Consider the following 24007-nt stretch of genomic DNA (forward strand, 5'->3'; position numbering starts at 1 on the left):
CTGGGCCCGCCTCAAGCACCTGGCCTACCAAGCCAACACCACCGTCTACCAACTCAAGCAAGGACTGCTCGACGACTACCTGCGCCGCGAGCTGGCTCAGCCCACACTCCGGTTTGCGTAAGTCCTATTAGCTTTGAATGAACTTGTTGAGGTGGCTTACGCGAAGTGTCGCGTCTTTACACCATTCGGAAAACTGCCATAGTGCAGCAAGTGACGCCCCAGAATTCTGGTGCGGCTTTTCTTACCCCGTGCGTTACCTTTGAACCTCTTACCGAAGTAGCTACCCTGACTCTTTCCCACCCCACAATGTCTGATCCGCACGCTGAAGCCCAACTAAGCAAAACCGAAATTCTCGCCCGCAAAAACGCCGAAGCGCTGCTCGGCGGAGGCCAGGCCCGCATTGATGCCCAGCACAAGAAAGGCAAGCTCACCGCCCGGGAGCGGATTGACCTGCTGTTCGACGAAGGCTCGTTTGAGGAAATCGGCAAGTTTGTGATGCACCGCTCCAAGGACTTCGGGCTGGACAAGGAGTATTACCTCGGCGACGGCGTGGTGACCGGCTATGGCACCGTGAACGGCCGGCTGGTGTACGCGTTTTCGCAGGATTTCACGGTATTTGGTGGCTCGCTAAGCGAAACCCACGCCGAGAAAATCGTGAAGATCATGGACCTCGCCATGAAGAACGGGGCCCCCGTCATTGGCCTCAACGACTCGGGCGGGGCCCGGATTCAGGAAGGCGTAGTGAGCCTGGGCGGTTACGCCGATATCTTTTATAAAAACACCCTGGCCTCGGGCGTGGTGCCGCAGCTGTCGGCCATCATGGGGCCGTGCGCGGGCGGCGCGGTGTACTCACCGGCCATCACCGACTTTATCCTGATGGTAGAGGACACGAGCTACATGTTCGTGACCGGACCCAACGTGGTGAAAACCGTTACCCACGAAAACGTGACCAGCGAGGAGCTGGGCGGCGCCAGCACCCACTCGGCCAAAAGCGGCGTAACGCACTTCTCCTGTGCCAACGAGGTGGCCTGCATCACCCACCTCAAGCAGCTGCTGAGCTACATGCCCCAGAACTGCGAGGAAACTGCCCCGATGGTGCCCTACGAGGCCGGCCAGGACGAAAGCCGCCCTGCCCTCGACACCATCATCCCCGACAACCCCAACCAGCCCTACGATATCCGGGAGGTAATTGACGGCCTCATCGACGCCGGCTCCTTCCTGGAAGTGCACCAGAACTTCGCCGAGAATATCGTGGTGGGCTTTGCCCGTCTGGGGGGCCGCAGCATCGGCATCGTGGGCAACCAGCCGGCCGTGCTGGCCGGCGTGCTCGACATCAACGCCAGCACCAAAGCGGCCCGCTTCGTGCGGTTCTGCGACTCGTTCAACATTCCGCTGCTGGTACTGGAAGACGTGCCCGGCTTCCTGCCCGGCACCGACCAGGAGTGGCGCGGCATCATCACCAACGGGGCCAAGCTGCTCTACGCCTTCTGCGAAGCCACCGTGCCGCGCATCACCGTCATCACCCGCAAAGCCTACGGCGGCGCTTACGACGTGATGAACAGCAAGCACATCGGGGCCGATATGAACTACGCCTGGCCCACCGCCGAAATTGCCGTAATGGGTGCCAAAGGCGCGGCCGAAATCATCTTCAAGCGCGAAATTGCCCAGGCCGAAGACCCCGAAGCCAAGCTGCAGGAGAAGGTAGACGAGTACCAGCAGAAGTTTGCCACGCCCTACCGCGCCGCCCACCGCGGCTTCGTAGACGAGGTAATTCTGCCCTCGCAGACGCGCCAGAAGCTGATCCGCGCCTTCAAGATGCTGGAAAACAAAGTGGACACGCTGCCCCGCAAAAAGCACGGCAACATTCCGCTGTAAGCCCCTCGCATGTCCATCACCATTCGCCCCTCCACGCTCCACGATGCGCCCACCATTCGGCGGCTGTACCAGCGCGTGTCGGCGGAAAGCGGCGGGCTGGCCCGGCGGCCCGAGGAAATAACCGAGGACTACGTGCAGCACTTCCTGACGCGCAGCCTGACCCAGGGCATCGGGCTGGTGGCGGAACAGGCGGGTGAACTGGTGGCGGAAATTCACGCCTACCAAGCGGGCCTGCAGATTTTCGCCCACGTACTCGGCGACCTGACGGTAGCCATTGCCCCCGCTGCACAGGGCCAGGGCTTGGGCCGACGGCTGTTTACCGAGTTGCTGACCCGCGCCCAAGCCCAGTTTCCGCAGGTGCGCCGGGTGGAGCTGCTGGTGCGCGAAAGCAACACCCGCGCCATTGCGCTGTACGAGCAGCTGGGCTTCCGGCAGGAAGGCCGCTTTGAAGGTCGAGTGGCCGGTGCGTGGGGCCTGGAGGCCGATATTCCGATGGCCTGGTACGCTCCGGGGGCGTTGGCTGTTGCCCAATAAACCATCGGCCCCGGCGTTTGTATTTTATCTTCTGATTCTTCATCCCATGCGTCAAGAAAGCTTCGACTTCCTGCAGAAGTACCTCAACAACCCCTCTCCTACCGGTTTCGAGAAGGAAGGGCAGAAAATCTGGCTCGACTACCTCAAGCCCTACATCGACGAGTATTTCGTGGATACCTACGGCACGGTAGTAGGCGTGGTGAACCCCGAGGCCGAGTACAAAGTGGTGATTGAGGCTCACGCCGACGAAATCAGCTACTTCGTGAACTTCATCACGGAGTCGGGCTTCCTGTACCTGCGCAAAAATGGCGGCTCCGACCCGCTGGTGGCTCCCAGCAAGCGCGTAAACATCCACACCAAGAAGGGCATCGTGAAGGCGGTGTTCGGCTGGCCGGCCATCCACGTGCGCAAGGTGGAGCAGGACAAGGCCCCCACCATCGAAACCGTGTTCCTCGACTGCGGCGCTTCCTCGAAGGAGGAAGTGGAGCAGATGGGCATTCACGTGGGCTCGGTGGTGACGTTTGAGGACGAATTCACGGTGCTCAACGACCGGTTTTACGTGGGCCGGGCGCTGGACAACCGCATCGGTGGCTTCATGATTGCCGAGGTGGCCCGCCGCCTCAAGGAAGAGGGCAAAAAGCTGCCCTTCGGCCTCTACATCGTAAATGCGGTGCAGGAGGAAATCGGGCTGCGGGGGGCCGAAATGATTGCCCACCGCATCAAGCCCGACGTGGCCATCGTGACGGACGTGATTCACGACACCCAGTCGCCGATGTACGAGAAGAAAACCTCCGGCGACCTGTTCTGCGGCAAAGGCCCCGTGATTACCTACAGCCCGGCCGTGCAGAACAACCTGCGCGAGCTGATCATCGAAACGGCCCAGAGCGCCGAAATTCCCTTCCAGCGCGCCGCCGCCACCCGCGCCACCGGCACCGACACCGATGCCTTCGCCTACTCCCATTCGGGCGTGGCCTCGGCCCTGATTTCGCTGCCTCTCAAGTACATGCACACCACCGTGGAAACCGTGCACAAAGATGACGTGCAAAGCGTCATCAACCTGATTTACGAAACCCTGCTGCGCATCGAGGACAAGCACGATTTCCGGTACTTCAGCTAATTCGTAGGGTCCCATTCAGTGAACGTCATGCTGAGCTTGTCGAAACATCTCTACCGAACAATACGAAACGGTAGAGATGCTTCGACAAGCTCAGCATGACGTTCTTTTGTATCGTGCTTCACCTGTTTCTCTATGGATATTCCTTTTCCTAGCCTTCCGCTTTCCGTAACCGATCAGATGGGGCGGCGGGTGGCCGTGCCGCTGCCGGCGCAGCGCATTGTGTCGCTGGTGCCGTCGCAGACGGAACTGCTGTTCGATCTGGGGCTGGGGGCACGGGTGGTGGGCGTCACGAAGTTCTGCATTCACCCGGCCGAAGCCCGCCAGTCGGCTACTATCATCGGCGGCACCAAGAACTTCGATTTCGACAAGATTGACGCCCTGCGGCCCAATCTTATCATCGGCAATAAAGAGGAAAACTACCAGGCCGGCATTGAGCAGCTGGCGGAGCGGTATCCGATCTGGATGAGCGACATCAACACCCTGGCCGACTCGCTGAGTATGATCCGGCGGGTGGGGCTCATCACGCAGCGCAAGGAGGCTGCCGACGCCCTGGCTGCCGAAATTGAGGCTTCTTTCGTGGCTTTGCCGCCGGTGGCTGAGCCCGTATCGGCAGCTTACTTTATCTGGCGCAAGCCCTATATGGTGGCGGCGGGCAGTACTTTCATCGATGAGATGCTGGCACGGGCTGGCTTCCGGAACGTGTTTGGCAAGCTAGACCGCTACCCCGAAATCACGCCCGAGCAGCTGCAAGCCGCCGCCCCGCAGCAGATTCTGCTGTCTTCTGAGCCTTACCCTTTCGGCGAAAAGCACGTGGCGGAGTTTCAGAAAATATGCCCTACGGCCTCTATCCGCATCGTTGATGGGGAGCTGTTCAACTGGTACGGCAGCCGCCTCCGCCATTCCGCCGCCTACTTCCGGGAGCTTAGGGAACGATAGGGCATTGCATTGGTAGTTAACGAATAAAAATAGAACCTGGAGGATGCTCCTTCTTAGGCATATGCTTTAGCCAGATATCAACCACCGTTGTCGATTGAGTGTCTGTTGGGAGGATAATGTGTAGTTGCGCAATTGCCGCCGGAGTTACACGCAGCTTACTTGTTGCTTCTGTATTCAACCAATGGCCGTTAATAGCAAACTGCACCGGCCCCGATAATTTCAACCGTCGTCCCAGCTGCGCCAAAGATTCTGACGGCACTCGCCGTGTTGAATTAATAATCACTACTCCTGCTGTTCCTACACCTACTTGCCAAGGCAGCGGTATACTGTCATTGCTACGCATCGACAGCTTGTATACTTCGATTCCCTTGATATCAGAAGGCGCGAAATCGGCAAACAGGCCGTTGATAATGGTAGTTGAGTTGAGGAGGTATATCGGTTCAGCTAGTGCTTTGCCCGCATAGTTATTAGCCGGTCTGGGATGGCGGTTCGGGCTTGTTGACGGGGTTGACTTTTGTATACCAGTGCTGCAGTTTGTCTTCGGCTTTGGCCAGCGTAAAGCTCCAGTTGACCTTAACCGCTCGCCGGTTGCGCTCCGTGGCCCAGGCCTGCACTTGCCGGGCCAGCTCGTCGAGGGAGGCGATGCGCCGGTCCAGGCACTGGCGGGCCAGGGCCGAAAACTCCAGCTCGGCCATGTTGAGCCACGAGCCGTGCCTGGGCGTGAAGTGAAAGCGCACCTGCCGGCTTAGCGCCCGCGCCTGCGCCACGGGCAGGTGCTCGTAAAACGAGCCGTAGGCGTGCGTGTTCAGGTTATCCTGCACCAGGTCCACCCGCGCCGCGTCGGCGTAGTGGGTGGTGAGCACCTGGTGCAGGAAGTCGGCGTAGTCGGCCTTGGTGCGGCGGGCCCGCACCTGCGCGTAGCGCTGGCCCGTGTCCAGGTCATACGCCAGCAGCACCACGGCCGTGCCATGGCGCACGTACTCGTGGTCCTGCCTGGCCACCTGCCCTGGCCGGGCGGGCAGCGCCGCCAGCTTCTCGCCCAGCAGCTGGCAGGGCCGCTCATCGAAGCACAAGCGTGCCCGCCCCGGGTGGGCCGGTTGCGCGTACAGCTCGAGCACGTCTTCCATTTTAGCCAGGTACTCGCCGTCGAGCTTGCTCAGGCACCATTGCTTTTTCAGCCAGGGCTTGAGTTGGCTTTTTTTAAGACCTGCCGCACCGATTCCTCGCCCACGGCCACGCCCAACTCGATCAGGCGCCCGCGCAGCAACCGGATGCTCCAGCGCGAGGCCCCGTCCGGGGCATCGGTGCAGGCCAGCGACGTGATGGTGGCCTCGACGGCGGGCGTGACCTTGCGCGGCTGGCCACTGCGGGGCTTCTCTGTCAGGGCCGCGGCCAGCCCCTGCTGGCGGTAGCGGCGGCGCACATTGTAGACCGTGGCCCGGCTCACGCCCAGCAAGGTCACAATGGCATCGGGCGCATGGCCCTGGTGGCTGAACTGCAGGATGCGCGCCCGGTTGAGTTGCCGGGCCGGGGCGGTGCCTTTGCGCACCAGCCGCTGCAGCTGCGCTTGCTCGGCAGCCGACAGTTCAATCGAAGAAGAAGTGTTCATCCGACCCTATACGAACTCGACACCAACCCGGTCTAATAATTATGCGGGCAGAGCACTAGCTCAGTCGCCGTACGCGCGTAGGCAGCCGTCTCCTGAGCGTACGCGCCACAGGTCATTCCCAATAAGCCTATTATCCATAAAATAGCTAGACGCATATTTACCACGATGAACGGTATAACTCGAGCTAATAACGGAAATCTTCCGGCTGCTGCCAGCAGCGCGCTGCTACACTATGGGCGCGCTGCTGGCAGCTCGGCTCAGAACACCGGCGCGGGCGCGGGGTCCGTCACGAAGCCGACCTTTTCCAGCTCCCGCCAGAACTGCGGATACGATTTGCGGACTACCTGCGGAGCCTCCAGCGTAAGCGGCCCCAGCAGCGCCAGCGGGGCAAAGGCCATGGCCATGCGGTGGTCGTGGTAGGTAGCTACCGTCTGGCCAGCCACGTGGAAATCCTGGGCGCTGACCCGGAATACCCCTTCCCCTTCATCGGTCAGGGCGCCGCCGAACTTGGCCAGCTCGGCCTGCAGAGCTGCAATTCGGTCGGTTTCCTTGATGCGCAGGCTTTCCAGGCCGGTCATGGTGGTGGGTACGCCCAGGGCAGCGGCTACCACGGCCACGGTTTGCGCCAGGTCGGGACAGTCGGTGAAGTCCTGGGTGAGTGAGGCGTTAGGGGTGCGTTTGGTCAGGCGCAGGGTTTCATCGGCCAGAAACTCCGTTTGTACCCCTAACTGGGCCATAATAGCCACAATGGCCTGGTCACCCTGCCAGGAGTAGCGGCGCAAAGTGGGCAGGGTGAGATGGGAGCCTTCGGGGGCCAGGGCCACCATGGCGTACCAGTAGCTGGCCGCCGACCAGTCGCCTTCCACGGTGTAGTCGGTGGGCGCGTAGGCCTGGGGCCGCACTTCCAGCACCTCGCCCAAATCCCGGCACACGGCCCCAAAATGCTGCATCAGCGCCTGCGTCATCCGAATGTAGGGCCGCGACCCTACCTTGCCCGTGAGCCAGATGCGCAAACCGTGGGGCAGCGTGGGCCCGATCATCAGCAGGGCCGAAATGTACTGGCTGCTGATGTCGCCGCGCACGCTAATTTCCGTGAAGTCAGCGGCTTCATCGGTGGCAGGCTGGGGCGTGCGGCCCCGCAGGCGCAATGGCGGGTAGCCCTCCTGGTTCAGGTACTCGATGCGGGCACCCAGCTCCTGCAGGGCATCGGCCAGCACCTTGATGGGGCGCTCCTGCATGCGGGCGGTGCCGGTCAGCTCGGTCTGGCGGCCGGTCATGGCCAGGTAGGCCGTCAGGAAGCGCATCACGGTGCCGGCATCCTCCGTGTCGAATACGGGAGCCGTGGGGTCGGCCAGCAGGCGCTGCATGAGCTGGGTGTCGTTGGCGTCAGAAAGGTTGTGCAGCGCGCCGCCGCCAGCCAGCGCCCGGATGATGAGGGCGCGGTTGCTTTCACTTTTGGAGGCCGGTACCTGGGCCGTGCCGCGCAAAACACCCGCGGGCCAGGTCAGAGTCAGGGAAGAGTTGATAAGGCAGAGAAACTTACGAAGCGCCGCCGTGGCCGCGCTTCCGGTGATTATGATGAGACAAAGCCCGGCCGCTTACAGCCGGTGGTAGTAGCGCAGCGACTCCGCAATTTCCGCCAGCGTTACCGGCTGGTCGTACACGCCGCGCCCGATGCTCTCCAGCAGCGTGCAGTTGATGGTGGAGCCCGAGTTCTTCTTGTCCTGCAGCGCAAACTGGGCAATAGCCTCGGTTTCCAGCGTCACGAACTGCACCTTCTCGAACACCGAGAACAGGAAAGTTTCGATTTTGTCCAGTTCTTCGGCGCTGAGCAGGCCTTTCTGGTGGCTTAGCCAGGCCTCGCACACCATGCCGGCTGCCACGGCCTCCCCGTGCAGGATTTCCCGACCCGGCTGCTGGAGCAGGTAGCTTTCCAAAGCGTGGCCCACGGTGTGCCCGAAGTTGAGCAGCTTGCGCAACCCGCTTTCCAAGGGGTCCTGGGCCACAATTCGCTGCTTCAGGGCCACCGATTCGCGGATGAGGGGCGTCCAGTCGTCCACCAGAATGCCCACGTAACGGTTGCGGGCGAAGCCGTCAGCGTCGGCAATGAGCCAGTGCTTCACGATTTCGGCGTAGCCCGATTTGAGCTGGCGGGGGTCGAGGGTTTGCAGGAAGCGGGGCTCGATAAACACGCCCGCCGGCTCCTGGAATACGCCGAGCTGGTTTTTGAAACCCATAAAATCAACCCCGGTTTTGCCGCCTACGCTGGCATCTACCTGGGCCAGCAGTGTAGTGGGCACCTGCACAAACCGCACGCCCCGCTTGTACACGGCCGCCGCGAAACCACCCAGATCCGTTACCACACCCCCACCCAGGTTCACGACCACCGCGTAGCGGTCGGCCCGGGCCTCGGTCAGCGCGGTCCACAGCGTTTCGCAGGTAGCCAGGGTTTTGTAGTCCTCGCCGGCCGGGATTTCCACTACCTCACAGCCCGCGGGCAACACGTTTTTCAGCAAGGGCAGGCACATGGCCGCTGTGTTGGCATCCACCACCACAAACACCTGTTTAACAGCTGGTTTTTGCAGAAAATCAGCTAGTTCCGGCAGAGAACCGGGACCTACGAACATCTTTTCATTCAAAATAATATGAGTTTTATTAAAAGTTTTCGACAAACGCTTGCAAGAAATCGGACAAAAATAGCTTGTTTTGATGCAACTATTCTAGCCGGGTTCTGCTCATGGAAACGCAACTTACCTTCTATTCGATTATGAATTCTTTCGCCCGGAGCGTATTCGTCGGCGGCCTGCTCAGTGCGGGCGCCCTGTTCACTTCCTGCAGCCGGGACGCTATGCCCACGATGGAGGAGGGCCTGGTCGGCCGTTGGGAATGGGAGCAAACTGCCGCCAAGAATCAGCACGTGCTCACCCCCGATAATACCGGCCACAAAGTAGTAGTGGAATTCGACCGGCGCGGCCGGGCCCGCTTCTACCAGGATGACAAGCTGGTGAGTGCCGCGGCTTTCATGGTACGCCGCGACCGGGCCGGCCTGGGCGAGCCGGTACGCCACCTGATTATTTACCGGGGTTACCAGAACAACCAGTATTATTCCGTTTCCGGCAACCGCCTGCAGCTTCAGGATGCCAACGGCAAGCTCCTGCAGCATCAGTATACCCGTCTGGTAGCCGACCTCTCCGTGCAACTGCCCACCACCAAGCAAGGGCAGTAGCCCGGCCCCGCCGGATACCCCTCCCAGCCGGACGCAACCAGATTAGCGGGCCCGGTAGCGCCATAGCCGGCGCTGCCGGGCTGTTTTGCGCAAGCTACGGCCATTAATTCCCGGGGCCTTTTCGGGCCGGGGGGCCGAAGCCGGCTACTCGCGGGGAAAGCCGGCTCCCGCGCCCCGGGATGGGGCGCCACCTGCGCGAGCGAACCGCGTTTAGCGGTTATCTTTGCGCTACCCACCCAGCCCACCCGGCCGCCGCTACCACCCCCACTATGTCCCTGACCCAAGCCCCCGCCATTTCCTTCGACGATACGGCCGTTGCCTTCGCTTCCAAGTCTGATGGTGAACTTCGCCGCATGTACGCCCTGTTTGCGGCCATGAACAACAATACACTGGTCAAGACGGGCGGCAGCCTGATGAAAACGGCGCTGAAATGGCACCTGCCCGGGGCCAAGTTTCTGATCAAAAAATCTATTTTCGAGCAGTTCTGCGGGGGCGAAACCATTCAGGAGTGTCTGCCCGTCATTCAGGAACTGGGCCGCTACAACATCGGCACCATCCTCGACTACTCGGTGGAAGGCGAAGGCAATGACCAGAGCTTCGATGCCACGACTACCGAACTGCTGGCCACTATTGACCTGGCCCATCGTTCCCGCCACATTCCATTTTCAGTTTTCAAGGTAACCGGCGTCGGCGACGCGGCTATTCTGGAAAAGATGCAGGCGGGCAAAACGCTCACGCCGGCCGAGCAGGAAAGCTTCGAGAAAACCAGGACACGCGTTAACGCCATCTGCGCCCGCGCTCATCAGTATGGCGTACGCGTGTTCGTGGATGCGGAGGAAAGCTGGTTTCAGGATACCATCGACCAGTTGGCCTACGAGATGATGCAGCGCTACAACCGTGAGTCGGCCATCGTCTGGAATACCTACCAGCTCTACCGTCACGACCGGCTGGAGGCCCTGCGCCAGGCCCACGCCGAGGCCGAGCGCGGCGGCTACTTCCTGGGGGGCAAGCTGGTGCGGGGTGCTTACATGGAAAAAGAAGCCCGCGTAGCCGCTCAGCAGGGCGTACCCAACCCCATCAACCCCACCAAGCAGGCTACGGATACGCTCTACGACGACGCCCTGCGCTTCTGCGTGCAGCACCTGGACCGCATCAGCGTGTGTGCCGGCACCCACAACGAGGCCAGCTCCCTGCTGCTGACCCAGTTGTTGCAGGAGCACGGCATCCGACCCGATGACTCCCGCGTCTGGTTCGCGCAACTCTATGGCATGAGCGACAACCTGAGCTACAACCTGGCTAATGCGGGCTTTAACACGGCCAAGTATGTGCCCTACGGCCCCGTGGAAGCCGTTATGCCCTACCTGCTGCGCCGGGCCGACGAAAACACGGCCATTGCGGGCCAAACCAGCCGCGAGTTCCGGCTTATTCAGAAGGAGATGGCCCGCCGCCGGATTCGCCATACCTGATTCCGCCGGCCCAGACAGCTTGCCGGCATAGTTTTTGAAAAATCAGTGCCCGTCAGGACCGGTTTTGCACCGGTCCGACGGGCTTTTTTCTTACATTCCGTTTTCTTCTCTCTCATTTCCCGTTTCCTACCTTCCCTCCATGATCGGCCGAGTACGCAGTCATCTAATCCGTTTTTCCCGCACTCAGGTAGGCACTACCAGCTACCTCAACCTCGTTCAGGAAGCTGAACTGGGCCTGAACCTGGATATTTCGCACGAGAAGTCCCGCCTCAATGAGATACTCACCGAAATTTCAGAGCAGGAGTTCGAAGCCGGCCGCCCCATGCTGAGCTGCCTGGTAAAAGTCAAAGGGTCGAAGGGGCAGGGCGACAATTTTTTCAAGATGTGTGAGCGGCTGGGCATGGGCGAATGGCGCACCCTGAAACAGCAGGAGGATTTTCTAACCACCCTGCGGCAGGAATGCCGGGATTTTTGGCAGAACGACGAAAATTTTCAAAAATTTGCATAAGTCGAAATGCGGGTTAAGAGGATGAAAATCGGGGTATTGATTGGATGAGAAAGGTTGCGTGCATTTTTATGGCGCAACCTCCTGTTTCGGCCTGCGTTAAGCACCTCGAAACCTCCGCCGGACCCTTCCTTTCCACGTAAGAAGCCGAGCGGAGACTGTTCTCTTACTTCATCCCATTTAATTCTCTCCACCCATGAACAACGATTCGATTAACCCCACTAACTCCGGTACTGGTTCAGGCGCAAACTACGGCACTGGCTCGGCCGGCACTGGTTATGGCACGGGTGCCAATACTACTTCCAGCGGCAATATGGGCAACGCCAACACCGGCGACGCTTCCACTCCTACCAACGGCGACACGAACCCCCACCATGACTACAGCGCCACTCAGAAAGGTGCTGCTGTTGCTGGCTCGGTAGGTGCTGCAGTAGGCGCCGGTATTGATGCAACGCAGAACGCCGCCGGTGACGCCGCCCGTGCCGTAACCGGCAACAACGAAACCTACGGATCAGGCAATGCCTATACGGCCGGCTCTTTCCGTGACCGTGACAGCGCCGAGCGTGCTTACCAGTCGCTGGCCTCGCGGGGCTACGATAAGGATGACGTTAACCTGGTAATGTCGAACGATGCCCGCAAGCGTCACTTCGGCGACGACACCGTAGAGACGGAGCTGGGCGATAAGGCCATGGAAGGTGCCGGTGTAGGTTCCGCCATCGGCGGCACGGCCGGTGCGGTTATCGGTGCCATTGCTGCCATCGGTACTTCGGTAGCGCTGCCCGGCCTGGGCCTGGTAATTGCCGGTCCTATTGCTGCTGCGCTGGCCGGTGCCGGTGCCGGTGGCCTGACGGGTGGCCTGGTAGGCGCTCTGGTGGGCTCGGGTATTCCTGAAGAGCACGCCGCTGAGTACGAAACCGACGTTAAGAACGGCAACATCGTGATGGGAGTTCGTCCCCGCAACGAGGAGGACGCCCGCTACTTCGAAGAGGAGTTCCGCCGTCATAACGGTGACAAAGTTCGTCGCTACTAATTGCGCCGGAGCTTAAGCTCCCCCGATTTAAAAGAGGCCTTTCCTATCACAGGGAAGGCCTCTTTTTTGATAGTCAGGGGAATATAGTTTGCTGACCATCCATTTTTGGGTGGTTATTTGCTGAACCCCTATATTCACGGACGCCCACCGGCTCGGGCCATACAACCTGTTGCCCCGTTTAGTACCCTTTACCGGGGCACTGACTACCCGTTAAGGGCACTTATTGCACCGGTAGCCGCGTTGTTGCTGGAAACCGGAAGCCGGCCGTCGGCGTACCTCTCGGTCAGCCCCTCCCCATTTGCCAATCCCTCATTTCACCCCGTTAGTTCATGTCTTCCCCCCGACTCAAAATAGGCCTTTATGCCTCGGTGTTGCTGGCGGTGTTTGTGCTGGCTTCGTACAAATTGTACCAGCGCAACGACGGCCGTCCGCCCCAGAAGGACGAGGTTCTGATTAAGGCCATGCTCTCGGGCCTGAGCCAGGCCCACTACCAGCCCGAGCGTATTGATGACGCGTTTTCCAAGCGTGTGTTCGACCTGTACCTGAAGCGGCTGGATGGCAGCAAGAAATTTCTGCTCAAAACCGATGTTGACCAGCTGGGCCGCTACCAGAAGGACATCGACAACCAGGTGCAGCGCGGCACCCATGAGTTTCTGGACCTGAGCACGCAGCTGATGGACCAGCGCATGAAGGATGTGCAGGGCCTGTACCGCGAGATTCTGGCCAAGCCCTTCGACTTCACGGTGGAGGAAACGTTCGAAACGGAGCCCGATAAAGTGGACTTTGCCGCCAATGCCGCCGCCCAGCGCGAGGAATGGCGTAAGTTTCTGAAGTACCAGACCATGGTGCGGCTCTCAGAAATGATGGAGGAGCAGGCCCGTAAGAAGGATAAGCCCCTGGCCTCAACCACGGCCAAGCCTTCGGAAGCTACCACTTCTGAACCCGTGCGGACGCCGGAACAAATGGAAGCGGAAGCCCGCAAACGGGTGCTGAAGTATTTCAACGATTACTTCAGCGACCTGGCCCAGAACGATGCCAACGACCGGCTGGCTACTTACGCCAACGTCATTGCCAACACCTACGACCCCCACACCGAGTACTTCGCGCCCCGCGACAAGGATAACTTCGACATTGCCATGACCGGCCGGTTTGAGGGGATCGGGGCTACGCTGCAGGAAAAGGACAACCAGATCAAAGTAGCCGACATTGTGCCGGGTTCCGCTTCGGCCCGTCAGGGTGAACTGAAAGCGGGCGACATTATTCTGCGCGTGGCGCAGGGTGCCGAGGAACCCGTATCGGTGGAAGGCTGGCGCCTGGACAAAGCCATTACGCTGATCCGGGGCCGCAAAAACACCGAGGTACGCCTCACCGTGCGCAAGCCCGACAACAGCACTAAGGTGATTCCCATCATCCGCGACGTGGTGGTGATTGAGGAAACGTACGCTCAGTCGGCCACCATCGAGGAAAACGGCACCAAACTGGGCTACATCAAGCTGCCGAACTTCTACGCCGATTTCAACGACAACGGGGGCCGTAGCTCGGCCGCCGATGTGAAAAAGGAAGTAGAGAAGCTCAAGCAGGAAAATGTGAAAGGCATTGTGCTGGACCTGCGCTTCAACGGCGGCGGCTCCCTACAGGATGCGGTGGAAATGGTTGGCCTGTTCATCGACAGCGGCCCGGTAGTGCAGGTGCGCGGGGGCCAGGGCGCTCCCACCATCCTCAACGACCGGGACCCGCGCGTGCAGTACAGCGGACCGCTGATTGTGCTGGTCAACAAGTACAGCGCGTCGGCCTCCGAAATTCTGGCTGCTGCTATCCAGGATTATAAGCGCGGTATCGTGATGGGCTCGGCCAGCACGTATGGTAAAGGCACCGTCCAACGGATTTTTGATCTTGACGACGCCATGCCCGCCGAATTTAACGGGATCAAGCCCTTCGGTTCGCTTAAGCTGACTACCCAGAAGTTTTACCGCATCAACGGGGGCTCCACTCAGTTTAAAGGTGTCATTCCGGACATCATTCTGCCCGATGCCTACAGCTACCTTGATCAGGGCGAAAAGGAAACGGACTATCCGCTGAAGTGGGACGAAATCACCCCTGCCCGCTACCGCGCCTGGAACGATGCCCCGGCCATCGATAAGCTTCGGCAGGCCAGCCTGGCCCGCGTCAACTCCAGCCCCAGCTTCACCCAGCTCTCCGATATGGTGAAGCGCATGGTGAAGCGCAAGGACGAGACGAAGGTCTCGCTGCAGCTGACCAACTACCGCGCCGAGCAGCAACAGGCCAAGCTGGAGGCGGATAAGTACGAGGCCATCCAGAACGCCGCCCAGCCCATGGCTATTACGCCCCTGGCCTTCGATCTGCGCCAGCTCGGGGCCGATACCACCAAGGTGAACCGGGCTTCGCGCTTCGTAAAGCCCCTCAAGAAAGATATCACCTTGCGCGAAGCCGTAGCCGTTCTCAAGGACGAGATATAGCCGCTCAACAATCGGATCAGAGCAAAGCCCTTCTGCACTGCGTGCGGAAGGGCTTTTTTGCTGTTCCTTCGCCCGGCTTCAGCTTTCTTTATAGTGCTACAATCAACTTATAATCAGCTACATAAAAGCCAAAGTTTAATGACAATATTTTTAGCAATAAAGAACCTAATTATTAGTAATTTGGTTTACTAATCATGAAGACGACGAACATGGAAACGACCATCATCCCGCTGATTACCGACGAGCAGAAGCAAGCGGAGGAAACCTGGCGCAAATCGATTCCGGCCCAGGTGTTCCTTAATTACTTCTTCGCCATCAACTACCACATCGAGCAGGCCGACGACGCCCTGGGCGGACTGCAGCACCTGCCCTACTTCCGGGCTCACCAGGCGGAGCTGGCGGAAACCGACCTGCAGGCCATTACCAAAATGCTGCACGCCTGCTGGAGCACCGAGTACGCGTTGCGCGCTACTGCGGAACTCGGCGACGAGGATTACCTGCGTAATGCCCTGCACTGGACTTTCCCGCAGGCCTACCACACCATCACGGCCGGCTTGCAGGCTTTTTTATACACCGCCGGCGTGCGCAGCAACAACCCTTCGCTGATACGCCGGGAAGTGGGCCGTTTGGTGGTCCGCAACGCCTATCCGCGGCCGGTTTCCTTCTATGCCGCCGGGGCGTACGGCGACTTTAGCATTCACCGCCTGCCGCTGGCCGGCTACAAGGCGGGGCTGCACATTGCCGGGCAGGAAATCGATGCTCAGGCCCAGATTGGTCAGTTTCTGCGCACGACCCGCAAAATCAAGGCGCAGGCCACCCGCCAGCAGGTGCAGGCCAACGCCAATACGGCCCTGCGCAGCCAGAAAACCGGCAAGGTGCTGGACAAGTGGACGGCTGCCCACTGGCAGCAGATTACCTGGCGGCTGGGCTATACCACTATTTTCGACTTACTGGGTCGTCTGCGCGTGTCGCAGACCAGCCGGGAGATTGAGCGGTTCGTGGAGGCCGATATCGACTTCAAGCTGTTCCATAACTCCCTGCTCAACATTGTGAGCTACCTCAACGGCATCCACGAAACCTACGTGGCCAAGGCCCTGGGGCTGGAGCGCTACCAGCAGCTGGTGGCCGAGCTACCCCGCCACCTGCAGCACTCCTTCGTGGAGGAGCGCTTGCAGAGCCGCGTTGCCCCCCTGCTGCGCCCCGACGAGACGCCCCTGCTGCGCATGGCTGCCTAAGCACTGTCCCGACTTGTTTTCCTACTCCATATACACGTAAGCGCCGGCTCTTTGGGCCGGCGCTTTTTGCGTTCCGGTATTTCGAAATCAGGCGGGCCGGCCGGGGGCGTTAGGTTAGGCGGGCGGGCCGCGCTATTTTTGCAGCTTGACTTGCCGGGCCCCACGTGGGGCCCGTTACCCCCTTGCCGTATGCAGCACCTCAGCGAACAGGAGATTATCCGTCGGAACAAACTGGAAGAGCTTCAGAAACTGGGCATCGAGCCCTACCCTTCGGAGCTGTTCGACGTGAACTTCTACGCCCAGGAAATCAAGGACAATTACCATCCGGAGCTCAACAACTTCCAGGATGTGACGCTGGCCGGCCGCCTCATGTCGGCGCGGGTGAAGGGCAAAGCCTCTTTTGCCGAGCTACAGGACGCCTCGGGCCGGATTCAGCTTTACATTAACCGCGACGAAATCTGTCCCGGCGAAGACAAGGAGCTCTACAACACCGTATTCAAGAAGCTGCTCGACCTGGGCGACTTTATCGGCGTGAAAGGCCACGTATTCAAAACGATGGTAGGCGAAACGTCGGTGCACGTCACTGAGCTGACGGTGCTCAGCAAGAGCCTGCGGCCCCTGCCCGTGGTGAAAGAGCGTGTAGATGAGGCCACCGGCGAGAAAATCACCTACGACGCCTTCTCCGACCCCGAGCAGCGCTACCGCCAGCGCTACGTGGATCTGGTGGTGAACCCGCACGTGCGCGAAGCCTTCATCAAGCGTACCCAGCTGGTGCAGGCCATGCGCAATTACCTCAACGACAAAGGCTACCTGGAGGTGGAAACGCCCATCCTGCAGCCCTTGTACGGGGGTGCGGCGGCCCGGCCCTTCAAAACCCACCACAACACGCTGGACATGACGCTGTACCTGCGCATTGCCAACGAGCTGTACCTGAAGCGCCTCATCGTGGGCGGTTTTGATGGCGTGTACGAGTTCTCGAAGGACTTCCGCAACGAGGGCATGAGCCGCTTCCATAACCCCGAGTTCACCCAGATGGAGCTGTACGTGGCCTACAAGGACTACTACTGGATGATGGATTTGGTGGAAGAAATGGTGGAAAAGGTGGCGCTGGCCCTGCATGGCAAAACCGAAGTGCAGGTGGGCGCAAACCTCATCAACTTCCAGCGGCCCTGGAAGCGCTTCACGATGGCCGAGTCCATTGAGCACTTCACGGGCTTCAACATTGATGGCAAGAGCGAGGACGAGCTGCGCGCGGCCGCCAAGGACCTGAAAGTAGGCCTTGACCCGAGCATGGGTAAAGCTAAAATCATCGACGAAATCTTCGGGGAGCACGTGGAGCCCAAGCTGATTCAGCCCACCTTCATCACCGACTACCCGGTGGAGATGTCGCCGCTGGCCAAGAAGCACCGCAGCAAGCCGGGCCTGGTGGAGCGCTTCGAGGCCATCTGCAACGGCAAGGAAATCTGCAATGCCTTCTCCGAGCTCAACGACCCCATCGACCAGCGCGCCCGTTTCGAGGAGCAGCTGGAACTGGGCAAGCGCGGCGACACCGAAGCCATGGTGCTCGACGAGGACTTCCTGCGCGCCCTGGAGTACGGCATGCCGCCTACGGCCGGCCTGGGCATCGGCATCGACCGTCTGAGCATGATTATGACCAACTCCAACTCCATTCAGGACGTGCTGTTCTTCCCCCAAATGAAGCCGGAAAACACGAAATCGGAAAACGCTCCGCACCCCGAAGCCTAACAACCAGCCTACCTTTACAAGCCCAACGGCCTGCTTCCTTGTCGGATGCAGGCCGTTGGGCTTGTAAAGCGTAGATAACGGGTTTCCCCGATGCACCCACAAAATCAGAAAGCCTCCCGCCGAAATAGGGCGAGAGGCTTTCCTTTATACACAGACTGCCAACCCTTCCGGGCAAGTATTATAAGAGAACTGTGCGATGGACAGCGTACGATTTTACTGAAAGAATGAGTTACCAATTCTCTTCAGAAGCTCTACGGTCGGCAATTTTACTCTTATAACGGCTGCACCCTTCTTTTAGGCTGCCTGATGTTTGTTTGTACGGGTCAGGCCGCGGGAAGTTGCTGGAGCATGGAAAAAAATCAGACCCTTTCGTTGCCGGCTGTTGGCTTGGCACTCTGCTCCAAGGCTTCACTGCTCATTTCACCTAGTATCGGCGGCAGTTCCGGCACCGTTGCCAAGGTGTCCGAGTCCGTTTGACCCAGGGAATTGAGCAGTTCATCGGCAGCCGTGCGGTCGGTGCGATGTTGCTCGGAATCGGCCGGATTGGCTCCTTTAAGAGCTTCCACGCGTGCTCTGCCTTCTTTAAGCAGACGGGACAGGTCGGCGCTGAGCTTGCTGGCGGTACGTTTGAGGTCGGCGCGGGCTTCGTCGCCGGTTTCGGGAGCCAGCAGCAGGCCGGCTACCACGCCGGCCGTAGCGCCGGCCAGCAGCGACAGAATTACTTTACCTTTTGTGTCTTCCATGAAAAAACGTATTGGGATGAGAAAAGAAGAAGCCAGTACAACGGCAGCTTTGTCTAACGCGCGCCGTTGCCGATGGGTTAAGCAAAAGCCCCCGCTTCTCTGAAAGAAGCGGGGGCTTTTAAGGCATTTGGCTGATGACCTACAGGTCGTTCAGCATCTTTACTACTTCGCTCTTGGCTTTGCCGAGCTTGTTTTGCAGACGGCCCACGAGCTCATCGCCCTGGCCTTCGGCATACTGGAGGTCTTCATCGGTGAGCTGCGCATACTGCTGCTTCAGCTTGCCTTTGGCCGTGTCCCAGTCACCTTTCATTTTCAGACTGGAGCCCGAGCCGGTCAGGCCCATGTCTTCCAGCTTTTCGATATAGCCTTTAAACTTCGAGTCGAGTTCTTCGCCGTACTTGGAGAGCTGGTCGCCTACCTGGCCGCTGTACTTGGTAGCCGCCGAGCCGATTTTTTCGCGGGTAGCCTTGCCTTTGTCGGGAGCCATCAGCATCCCGGCAATAATACCGGCGCCGGCACCGGCGAGAGCAGCAAGGAGAATTTTACCGGAGTTGTCTTCTTCGTAATAGGACATGATTCTGGGAGAGAAGGGGTGAAAGAAAATAGGGTTGCAGCAGGAACGACACCTCGCTCGTGGTTTGGCGGAACGCCGAAACCCGGGCTAATTGTCGGGCATGGCTCACTATACGAAGCCGCGCGGCCGGGGTTTTGCGGCAGTGCAAAAAATTGCCGAACAAAAATATAGTAAACCGGCGGCTTCGTGCAGCCACGTTCCGTAGGTGCCATCATTGTTACCTCCTCCTACCTTTGCCTTATGTACACCCGCCTGATCACCTCCCTGCTCGCCCTGGCCCTGGTGGCCTGCCAGCGCGAAACGCCACCCACTGTTAAGGCCGGCTGCATCGATGCCAGCAAGATCCGCAAGGACGCCATCTGCACCATGGAATACGCCCCGGTCTGCGGCTGCGACGGTAAAACGTATAGCAACGCCTGCCAGGCCACCAACGCCGGCGTCACCAGTTACCGCCAGGGCGAGTGCCCGGCAGCCAACTAATTTTCTACCTTTCCTATGTCTGAAAAACGCTATTTCCGCCAGCAGAACCCCTTCGTTGTCCCTACCACCGATGGCAAGCTCATCGAGGAGCACATCGGGCAGGCCAGTACCGGCACCGGCCAGTACAGCGTGGCCCACATGGTAGCCCCGCCCCAGTGGAGCGAGCCCCACCAGCGCCCCGAGTTCGACGAGGTGACCATTTTGGTGCGCGGCCGCAAGCGGTTTGAGATTGATGGCGACGTGGTGGAGCTGGGCGCCGGCGAGTCGCTGCTGATCAAGGCCGGGGCGCGGGTGCGCTACTCCAACCCCTTCGATGCTGAGTGCGAGTACTGGTCGGTTTGCGTGCCGGCGTTCAGCCCGGACACGGTTAATCGGGAGGAAGAATAGATTCGATATGCTTATCGACAAGCGCGGCGGACCGGAAGGCCCGCCACGCTTATTTCAGGCCCAGCCAGCGGCGCAGCTCCGGGGTGCGGTGGGTGCTGCTGGTGAGGGCGGTGGGCGGCGTGCCCCGGAGGTGGGCCGTCAGCGTATCGTTGAAATAGGGTTCCAACCGCTCAATGGCGGCCAGCTGCACGATTTCGGCGCGGTTGAGGCGGAAGAACTGGGCCGGGTCGAGCTGGGTTTCCAGCTGGCTGAGGGTTTCGTTGAGCACGTAGGCGCGGCCTTGCCCATCCACGGCGTGCGTGACGCCGTGACGGAGCTGGAAGTAGTGCAGCGTGGCCACCTCGAGCAGGTAGAGGCCCTGGCGGGTTTTGCTCACGAGGCGCTGCTTGTAGCTGGCCGCCGGGGCCGCGCCCATGGTAGCGGCCAGCTGCCGCAGCGCCGCGCCCTGAAACGACTGCCGCAGCCGCTCGAACTTCTGCATGGCCGCCGCAAACTGCGCGTACTGCACCGGCTTGAGTACGTAGCCAATCCCGTTCTGCTCGAAGGCCTGCACCACAAAGGCGTCGTAGGCGGTGATGAAGATGATGGGGCTGCTGACCGCCACCTGATCAAAAAGCCCGAACACGTTGCCGTCGAGTAGCTCGATATCGGACAGAATCAGGTCGGGGGCAGGGTTGTGGCGCAGGAAATCGGCCGCCTCGCTCACCTGCTGGCACTCGCCCACGATGGTAGCGTCCGGGGCGTACTGGAGGGTGAAGCGGCGGAGCTGGTCGAGGGCGGGTTCTTCGTCTTCAATCAACAGAACGCGGAGCATGGCAAACGGGTAAATGGCGAAAGTGAAAACGGCCGCTACCCGGCCAGTCGGGCCAGCGGCAAAGTCACGCTGAACTGCTGGGGCGTGTCCAGCACCTGGACCGGCGTATCGTGGAGCAGGGCCAGGCGGGCGCGCAGGCCGGCTAGGCCGCTGCCCTCGCCCACCGCCGGCGCGGGCCGGGGCTGGCGGGCGTGGGCCACGGTGAGCGACTCGGGGCCGACGGTGAGGCGCACCCGCAGCGGCCGGGCGCGGCTGCCCAGGTTATGCTTGAGGGCGTTGGTGAGCAGCTCCTGCCCCACCCCGGGCGGAATCAGCAGGGTGTGCAGCGCGGCCGACTCCACCCGAATATCCTCCTCGAACACGTAGGCCGCCCCGAAGCGCCGCTGCAGCAGAAACTGGTAGTCGCGCAGAAACGCCAGCTCCTCGGCCACGGGCACCGCCACCTGCTGGCGGGTGCGCACCAGGTAGCGGTAGAGGCTGGCTAGGTGAGTCACGTAGTCGTGGGCGGCGGCGTTGCCGGGTTCGATGAGGGCGGCCAGAATGTTGAGGTTGTTGAACAGAAAATGCGGATCGACGTGCTGGTGCAGGGCCTGCAGGCGGGCCTGCGCGGACTCCTTCTCCAGGCGTTCCAGCTCGGTGCGGGCTTGGGCGGCGTGCTGCTGGTAAAGCAGCGGCAGGTAGAAGCTGCCCACCAGCAGGTACACGAACAAATCGGAAAAGCCGCTGCGCACCACCGAGTACCAAGTGGGATGAAAGCCGCGCCCCACCGGCGACACGCTCACCAGCGCCACCAGCAGCTGGCCCGCCACCAGAAACACCAGTCCCGCCCGCCACAGCAGCCCAAAGAAGTAGCGCGCCTGCCCGCTGGCCCGGCCCCGGCGCACGTTGCGGGCGTGCAGCCGGTCGAGCAGGAACACCACCAGCAGAGCCTCCAGGAAAATCCAGAAGGGCGCATCGGGGTAGAGGTGGAACTCGGCGGCAGTGGCGGCCATGTTCAGGCGCGTGTACAGCGCCAGCAGCACCGACAGGCCGAAAACGAACAGATAAAACCAGGGATTCTTGCGCATGGCGGCGGCCAAGGTAGGGCCGCGCCGCCGGCTTTCCAGCGGCGCGGCCGAATGAAACAGGAAGAACTATGCCGTAACCACACCGGGCCAGCCCCCGCGCCGCTTACAGGCCCGTCGTTTTCACTTCCTTGCCGGCCTCGTCCAGGAAGCGCAGCACGGGCTGGTTGCTCTTATCAACGCCGATGGTGAGGCGGGTGCGGCCCTGGCTGTCCTTGAAATCCAGGGTCGACTGCTCGGTGTTGGCCACCAGCATCACGCGGGTTTCGCCGCGCTGGTCGGCCATCACCATGGCCGAGGACCGGCTGGCCGTGGTGCCCAGGTAAAGGCGCGAGGTCAAACCCAGCTTGCCTTCCTTCACCGCTTTGCGCTGCTCCTCGGCGCTGGCGTGCTGGTAACGCGCATCGAGCACGGCCATGGATTCGTCGGGGGCGTCGTTGAAGGTCAGGCCGGCTTTGTAGCCACCGCCCTGCTCTTGGTAGTTGAGGGCAATGACCTGATCCTGCCCGAACCGGTCGAGGGAGAAGTGGCCGCCGGCGGCCACCTTGCCGTTCTCGTCCTTGTTGCCCCCGAAGATGAGGCCGCCGCACTCCTCCCCTTTCTCATTATAGAAGAGCATGCCGGGGTGCGGACGCTTGTAATCAATGTGCCGGCCGTCGATGGTCACGCCCTGCGGAAACCGCTCCTTGTTGCTCATCACCATCTTCACCGTGCCGTCGCGCTCCACCAGGTTGAGGCGCTCCACGGTTATTTCGCCGAAGCGCACCGGCTTATCGGGCTTGCCGAAGGCGCAGAGCAGGGCCACTATCGGCACCAGCGTGGTAGCTAGGGCGTAGGTTTTCAGCAATTTCACGTCGCGGGTCAGTTTCTGGGTATCCATCGGAAGTAGGGTTAAGGGGTTGATTGATGCCTCAAAACTGCCCCGCCTACCGCCCGAATACCGGCGTTTTCGCGTGAGTGCCGGAAAAATCGTGGGAGTGCGGGAAAACCGCGGGCGAATGGCGGTCACCCCGGGGCCGATTGACTATCTTTCCCTGCTCCACCGTTTTTTCCGGCTTCCCATGGACCAGCGCATCCTCAACCTCTTCGACGAGTACACCCACGCCCCGCTCAGCCGCCGCGACTTTCTGGAGCGCCTCCAGCAGCTAGCCGGCAGCACCGCCCTGGCCGCCGCGGCCCTGGCCGTGCTGGAACCCGGCTACGCCCGGGCCGCCACCGTGGAAACCGATAAAAGCAAGCTGACCGAGGAAACCGTGACCTGGCCCGGCGCCGACGGCACCATGATGCAGGGCTACCTGGTGAAACCCAAAGGCCGCAAAAAGCGCGGGGCCGTCGTCGTCATCCACGAAAACCGCGGCCTCACGCCCCATATCAAGGACGTAACCCGGCGCGTGGCCCGGGCCGGCTACCTGGCCCTGGGCGTCGATGCGCTGTCGGTTTTCGGCGGTACGCCCGCCAACGAGGACGAAGGCCGCACCCTCATCGGCAAGCTCGACAAAGCCCAGACGCTCACCAATTACCTCAACGCCCTGGCGTACCTGCGCCAACGCCCCGACGGCAACGGCCGTACAGGCTGCGTGGGCTTCTGCTGGGGCGGGGCCATGGCCAACAACCTCGCCACCCACGACTCCCAACTGAACGTCGCCGTGGCCTACTACGGCACCCAGCCCGCCGCCGCCGAAGCCGCCAACATCAGGGCCCACCTGCTGCTGCACTACGCCGGCCTCGATGAGCGGGTGAATGCGGGCAAAGACGCCTGGGCAGCCGCCCTGCAAGCCGCCCACGTGCCCTTCCAGCAGTACGTGTACGAGGGCGTTAACCACGCTTTCAACAACGACACCTCTCCCGCCCGCTACAACGCCGAAGCCGCTGCTCTGGCTTGGGAGCGGACCCTGCAACTATTCGGGCAGCAGCTATCCTGAGCGCGTATTGCCCTTCGCCCCGACTGCTTGTTAAGCCAACCCTCACAAACCTGCGGTTCCGCCCCTGTCCTATTCAGCCGTGAAGTTGCCTGCTTCACTTAGCCGACGGGTAATATCTGCCAGCCGGCTTCCCGACCGTTGGATGCTTGAAAAGCGAATCCTGCGGGCAGAAGCCTATTGGGGCTACTATAATTTTGGGGGATTTCGCGTGTTTTTTAGCTGCGGCAGCCAGCATCGGCGCCGGTGCCGCACGTCCGATTGCGCTTA

At 60.7% G+C, this 24007-nt stretch carries 24 protein-coding genes and 1 pseudogene; 15 read left to right on the forward strand and 10 right to left on the reverse strand.

The window, feature by feature from the left end; translation table 11 throughout:
* The 5 genes and pseudogenes from KLP40_RS21730 to KLP40_RS18575 all read left to right on the forward strand — a co-directional run.
* A pseudogene (locus tag KLP40_RS21730) lies at window positions 1-121 on the forward strand (IS701 family transposase); the annotation flags it as partial.
* Window positions 122-306: 185 nt separating this feature from the next.
* The gene (locus tag KLP40_RS18560; protein WP_215595332.1) at window positions 307-1875 is read left to right on the forward strand and encodes an acyl-CoA carboxylase subunit beta; all 1569 of its coding nucleotides are present in this window, start codon (window positions 307-309) and stop codon (window positions 1873-1875) included.
* A gap of 9 nt (window positions 1876-1884) precedes the next feature.
* On the forward strand, window positions 1885-2409 hold the full coding sequence (locus KLP40_RS18565) for a GNAT family N-acetyltransferase (RefSeq protein ID WP_215595333.1): 525 nt from the start codon (window positions 1885-1887) through the stop codon (window positions 2407-2409).
* Between the two features lie 46 nt (window positions 2410-2455).
* The gene (locus KLP40_RS18570) at window positions 2456-3526 is read left to right on the forward strand and encodes a M42 family metallopeptidase (protein WP_215595334.1); all 1071 of its coding nucleotides are present in this window, start codon (window positions 2456-2458) and stop codon (window positions 3524-3526) included.
* Between the two features lie 132 nt (window positions 3527-3658).
* Window positions 3659-4462: an ABC transporter substrate-binding protein gene (locus tag KLP40_RS18575; protein ID WP_215595335.1), complete on the forward strand. Its 804-nt coding sequence runs from the start codon at window positions 3659-3661 to the stop codon at window positions 4460-4462.
* Window positions 4463-4478: 16 nt separating this feature from the next.
* Here the strand turns inward: KLP40_RS18575 and KLP40_RS18580 are convergent, their stop codons facing one another.
* The 5 genes from KLP40_RS18580 to aroB form a co-directional block, all read right to left on the reverse strand.
* Complete coding sequence (locus KLP40_RS18580) at window positions 4479-4805, reverse strand: hypothetical protein (RefSeq protein ID WP_215595336.1); 327 nt, start codon at window positions 4803-4805, stop codon at window positions 4479-4481.
* 124 nt (window positions 4806-4929) lie between these two features.
* A complete protein-coding gene (locus tag KLP40_RS18585) occupies window positions 4930-5742 on the reverse strand; it encodes an IS630 family transposase (RefSeq protein WP_215595373.1) in 813 nt (270 codons plus the stop codon).
* Window positions 5637-6071 (reverse strand): helix-turn-helix domain-containing protein, encoded by a 435-nt coding sequence (locus KLP40_RS18590; protein WP_215595337.1) that lies wholly within the window; start codon window positions 6069-6071, stop codon window positions 5637-5639. The genes KLP40_RS18585 and KLP40_RS18590 overlap by 106 nt, the downstream gene beginning before the upstream one ends.
* A 257-nt stretch (window positions 6072-6328) precedes the next feature.
* Window positions 6329-7558: a 3-phosphoshikimate 1-carboxyvinyltransferase gene (locus tag KLP40_RS18595; RefSeq protein WP_215595338.1), complete on the reverse strand. Its 1230-nt coding sequence runs from the start codon at window positions 7556-7558 to the stop codon at window positions 6329-6331.
* Window positions 7559-7669: 111 nt separating this feature from the next.
* Window positions 7670-8698: a 3-dehydroquinate synthase gene (aroB, locus tag KLP40_RS18600; protein WP_246559017.1), complete on the reverse strand. Its 1029-nt coding sequence runs from the start codon at window positions 8696-8698 to the stop codon at window positions 7670-7672.
* 140 nt (window positions 8699-8838) lie between these two features.
* Between aroB and KLP40_RS18605 the strand changes: the two genes are divergently transcribed.
* The 7 genes from KLP40_RS18605 to lysS all read left to right on the forward strand — a co-directional run bounded on the left by KLP40_RS18605 (window position 8839) and on the right by lysS (window position 17756).
* Window positions 8839-9297, forward strand: coding sequence for a hypothetical protein (locus tag KLP40_RS18605; RefSeq protein WP_215595339.1), 459 nt, complete (start codon window positions 8839-8841; stop codon window positions 9295-9297).
* A gap of 269 nt (window positions 9298-9566) precedes the next feature.
* A complete protein-coding gene (locus KLP40_RS18610) occupies window positions 9567-10763 on the forward strand; it encodes a proline dehydrogenase family protein (RefSeq protein WP_215595340.1) in 1197 nt (398 codons plus the stop codon).
* 139 nt (window positions 10764-10902) lie between these two features.
* The gene (locus KLP40_RS18615) at window positions 10903-11271 is read left to right on the forward strand and encodes a hypothetical protein (protein ID WP_215595341.1); all 369 of its coding nucleotides are present in this window, start codon (window positions 10903-10905) and stop codon (window positions 11269-11271) included.
* A 193-nt stretch (window positions 11272-11464) separates the two neighbouring features.
* Window positions 11465-12298, forward strand: a complete 834-nt coding sequence (locus KLP40_RS21590; RefSeq protein WP_317196796.1) for a hypothetical protein — start codon at window positions 11465-11467, stop codon at window positions 12296-12298.
* A gap of 329 nt (window positions 12299-12627) precedes the next feature.
* On the forward strand, window positions 12628-14775 hold the full coding sequence (locus tag KLP40_RS18625; protein ID WP_215595342.1) for a carboxy terminal-processing peptidase: 2148 nt from the start codon (window positions 12628-12630) through the stop codon (window positions 14773-14775).
* A gap of 194 nt (window positions 14776-14969) precedes the next feature.
* The gene (locus tag KLP40_RS18630) at window positions 14970-16010 is read left to right on the forward strand and encodes a hypothetical protein (protein ID WP_246559019.1); all 1041 of its coding nucleotides are present in this window, start codon (window positions 14970-14972) and stop codon (window positions 16008-16010) included.
* Between the two features lie 189 nt (window positions 16011-16199).
* On the forward strand, window positions 16200-17756 hold the full coding sequence (gene lysS / locus KLP40_RS18635) for a lysine--tRNA ligase (RefSeq protein ID WP_215595343.1): 1557 nt from the start codon (window positions 16200-16202) through the stop codon (window positions 17754-17756).
* Window positions 17757-18115: 359 nt separating this feature from the next.
* On the opposite strand, the gene KLP40_RS18640 is transcribed toward lysS, so the two are convergent.
* Both KLP40_RS18640 and KLP40_RS21595 read right to left on the reverse strand, forming a co-directional pair.
* On the reverse strand, window positions 18116-18499 hold the full coding sequence (locus tag KLP40_RS18640) for a YtxH domain-containing protein (RefSeq protein WP_215595344.1): 384 nt from the start codon (window positions 18497-18499) through the stop codon (window positions 18116-18118).
* A 139-nt stretch (window positions 18500-18638) separates the two neighbouring features.
* Window positions 18639-19073: a YtxH domain-containing protein gene (locus KLP40_RS21595; RefSeq protein ID WP_215595345.1), complete on the reverse strand. Its 435-nt coding sequence runs from the start codon at window positions 19071-19073 to the stop codon at window positions 18639-18641.
* A 240-nt stretch (window positions 19074-19313) separates the two neighbouring features.
* On the opposite strand from KLP40_RS21595, the gene KLP40_RS18650 reads away from it, so the two are divergent.
* A complete protein-coding gene (locus tag KLP40_RS18650; protein ID WP_215595346.1) occupies window positions 19314-19553 on the forward strand; it encodes a Kazal-type serine protease inhibitor family protein in 240 nt (79 codons plus the stop codon).
* Window positions 19554-19568: 15 nt separating this feature from the next.
* A complete protein-coding gene (locus KLP40_RS18655) occupies window positions 19569-19940 on the forward strand; it encodes a cupin domain-containing protein (RefSeq protein WP_215595347.1) in 372 nt (123 codons plus the stop codon).
* A 49-nt stretch (window positions 19941-19989) separates the two neighbouring features.
* On the opposite strand, the gene KLP40_RS18660 is transcribed toward KLP40_RS18655, so the two are convergent.
* The 3 genes from KLP40_RS18660 to KLP40_RS18670 all read right to left on the reverse strand — a co-directional run bounded on the left by KLP40_RS18660 (window position 19990) and on the right by KLP40_RS18670 (window position 22698).
* On the reverse strand, window positions 19990-20754 hold the full coding sequence (locus KLP40_RS18660) for a LytR/AlgR family response regulator transcription factor (RefSeq protein ID WP_215595348.1): 765 nt from the start codon (window positions 20752-20754) through the stop codon (window positions 19990-19992).
* 35 nt (window positions 20755-20789) lie between these two features.
* Complete coding sequence (locus KLP40_RS18665; protein WP_215595349.1) at window positions 20790-21821, reverse strand: sensor histidine kinase; 1032 nt, start codon at window positions 21819-21821, stop codon at window positions 20790-20792.
* A gap of 103 nt (window positions 21822-21924) precedes the next feature.
* Entirely contained in the window at window positions 21925-22698 is a 774-nt protein-coding gene (locus tag KLP40_RS18670) for a hypothetical protein (RefSeq protein ID WP_215595350.1), read from the reverse strand.
* Window positions 22699-22879: 181 nt separating this feature from the next.
* Here KLP40_RS18670 and KLP40_RS18675 point away from each other — a divergent pair, with 181 nt between their 5' ends.
* Entirely contained in the window at window positions 22880-23740 is an 861-nt protein-coding gene (locus tag KLP40_RS18675; RefSeq protein WP_215595351.1) for a dienelactone hydrolase family protein, read from the forward strand.
* Window positions 23741-24007: the final 267 nt, after the last annotated feature.

It is taken from the genome of Hymenobacter piscis (genome assembly GCF_018760735.1).
Lineage (GTDB): Bacteria > Bacteroidota > Bacteroidia > Cytophagales > Hymenobacteraceae > Hymenobacter > Hymenobacter piscis.

Bases quoted from the DNA above. Each gene is read 5' to 3' on its own strand.
- KLP40_RS18590 (WP_215595337.1), bottom strand. From the start codon at position 6,071: ATGAACACTTCTTCTTCGATTGAACTGTCGGCTGCCGAGCAAGCGCAG.
- KLP40_RS18655 (WP_215595347.1), top strand. From the start codon at position 19,569: ATGTCTGAAAAACGCTATTTCCGCCAGCAGAACCCCTTCGTTGTCCCT.
- KLP40_RS18615 (WP_215595341.1), top strand. From the start codon at position 10,903: ATGATCGGCCGAGTACGCAGTCATCTAATCCGTTTTTCCCGCACTCAG.
- aroB (WP_246559017.1), bottom strand. From the start codon at position 8,698: ATGTTCGTAGGTCCCGGTTCTCTGCCGGAACTAGCTGATTTTCTGCAA.
- KLP40_RS18580 (WP_215595336.1), bottom strand. From the start codon at position 4,805: ATGCGTAGCAATGACAGTATACCGCTGCCTTGGCAAGTAGGTGTAGGA.
- KLP40_RS18630 (WP_246559019.1), top strand. From the start codon at position 14,970: ATGAAGACGACGAACATGGAAACGACCATCATCCCGCTGATTACCGAC.
- KLP40_RS18625 (WP_215595342.1), top strand. From the start codon at position 12,628: ATGTCTTCCCCCCGACTCAAAATAGGCCTTTATGCCTCGGTGTTGCTG.
- KLP40_RS21595 (WP_215595345.1), bottom strand. From the start codon at position 19,073: ATGTCCTATTACGAAGAAGACAACTCCGGTAAAATTCTCCTTGCTGCT.
- KLP40_RS18660 (WP_215595348.1), bottom strand. From the start codon at position 20,754: ATGCTCCGCGTTCTGTTGATTGAAGACGAAGAACCCGCCCTCGACCAG.
- KLP40_RS18670 (WP_215595350.1), bottom strand. From the start codon at position 22,698: ATGGATACCCAGAAACTGACCCGCGACGTGAAATTGCTGAAAACCTAC.
- KLP40_RS21590 (WP_317196796.1), top strand. From the start codon at position 11,465: ATGAACAACGATTCGATTAACCCCACTAACTCCGGTACTGGTTCAGGC.
- KLP40_RS18650 (WP_215595346.1), top strand. From the start codon at position 19,314: ATGTACACCCGCCTGATCACCTCCCTGCTCGCCCTGGCCCTGGTGGCC.
- KLP40_RS18575 (WP_215595335.1), top strand. From the start codon at position 3,659: ATGGATATTCCTTTTCCTAGCCTTCCGCTTTCCGTAACCGATCAGATG.
- KLP40_RS18665 (WP_215595349.1), bottom strand. From the start codon at position 21,821: ATGCGCAAGAATCCCTGGTTTTATCTGTTCGTTTTCGGCCTGTCGGTG.
- lysS (WP_215595343.1), top strand. From the start codon at position 16,200: ATGCAGCACCTCAGCGAACAGGAGATTATCCGTCGGAACAAACTGGAA.
- KLP40_RS18610 (WP_215595340.1), top strand. From the start codon at position 9,567: ATGTCCCTGACCCAAGCCCCCGCCATTTCCTTCGACGATACGGCCGTT.
- KLP40_RS18605 (WP_215595339.1), top strand. From the start codon at position 8,839: ATGAATTCTTTCGCCCGGAGCGTATTCGTCGGCGGCCTGCTCAGTGCG.
- KLP40_RS18675 (WP_215595351.1), top strand. From the start codon at position 22,880: ATGGACCAGCGCATCCTCAACCTCTTCGACGAGTACACCCACGCCCCG.
- KLP40_RS18565 (WP_215595333.1), top strand. From the start codon at position 1,885: ATGTCCATCACCATTCGCCCCTCCACGCTCCACGATGCGCCCACCATT.
- KLP40_RS18640 (WP_215595344.1), bottom strand. From the start codon at position 18,499: ATGGAAGACACAAAAGGTAAAGTAATTCTGTCGCTGCTGGCCGGCGCT.
- KLP40_RS18570 (WP_215595334.1), top strand. From the start codon at position 2,456: ATGCGTCAAGAAAGCTTCGACTTCCTGCAGAAGTACCTCAACAACCCC.
- KLP40_RS18560 (WP_215595332.1), top strand. From the start codon at position 307: ATGTCTGATCCGCACGCTGAAGCCCAACTAAGCAAAACCGAAATTCTC.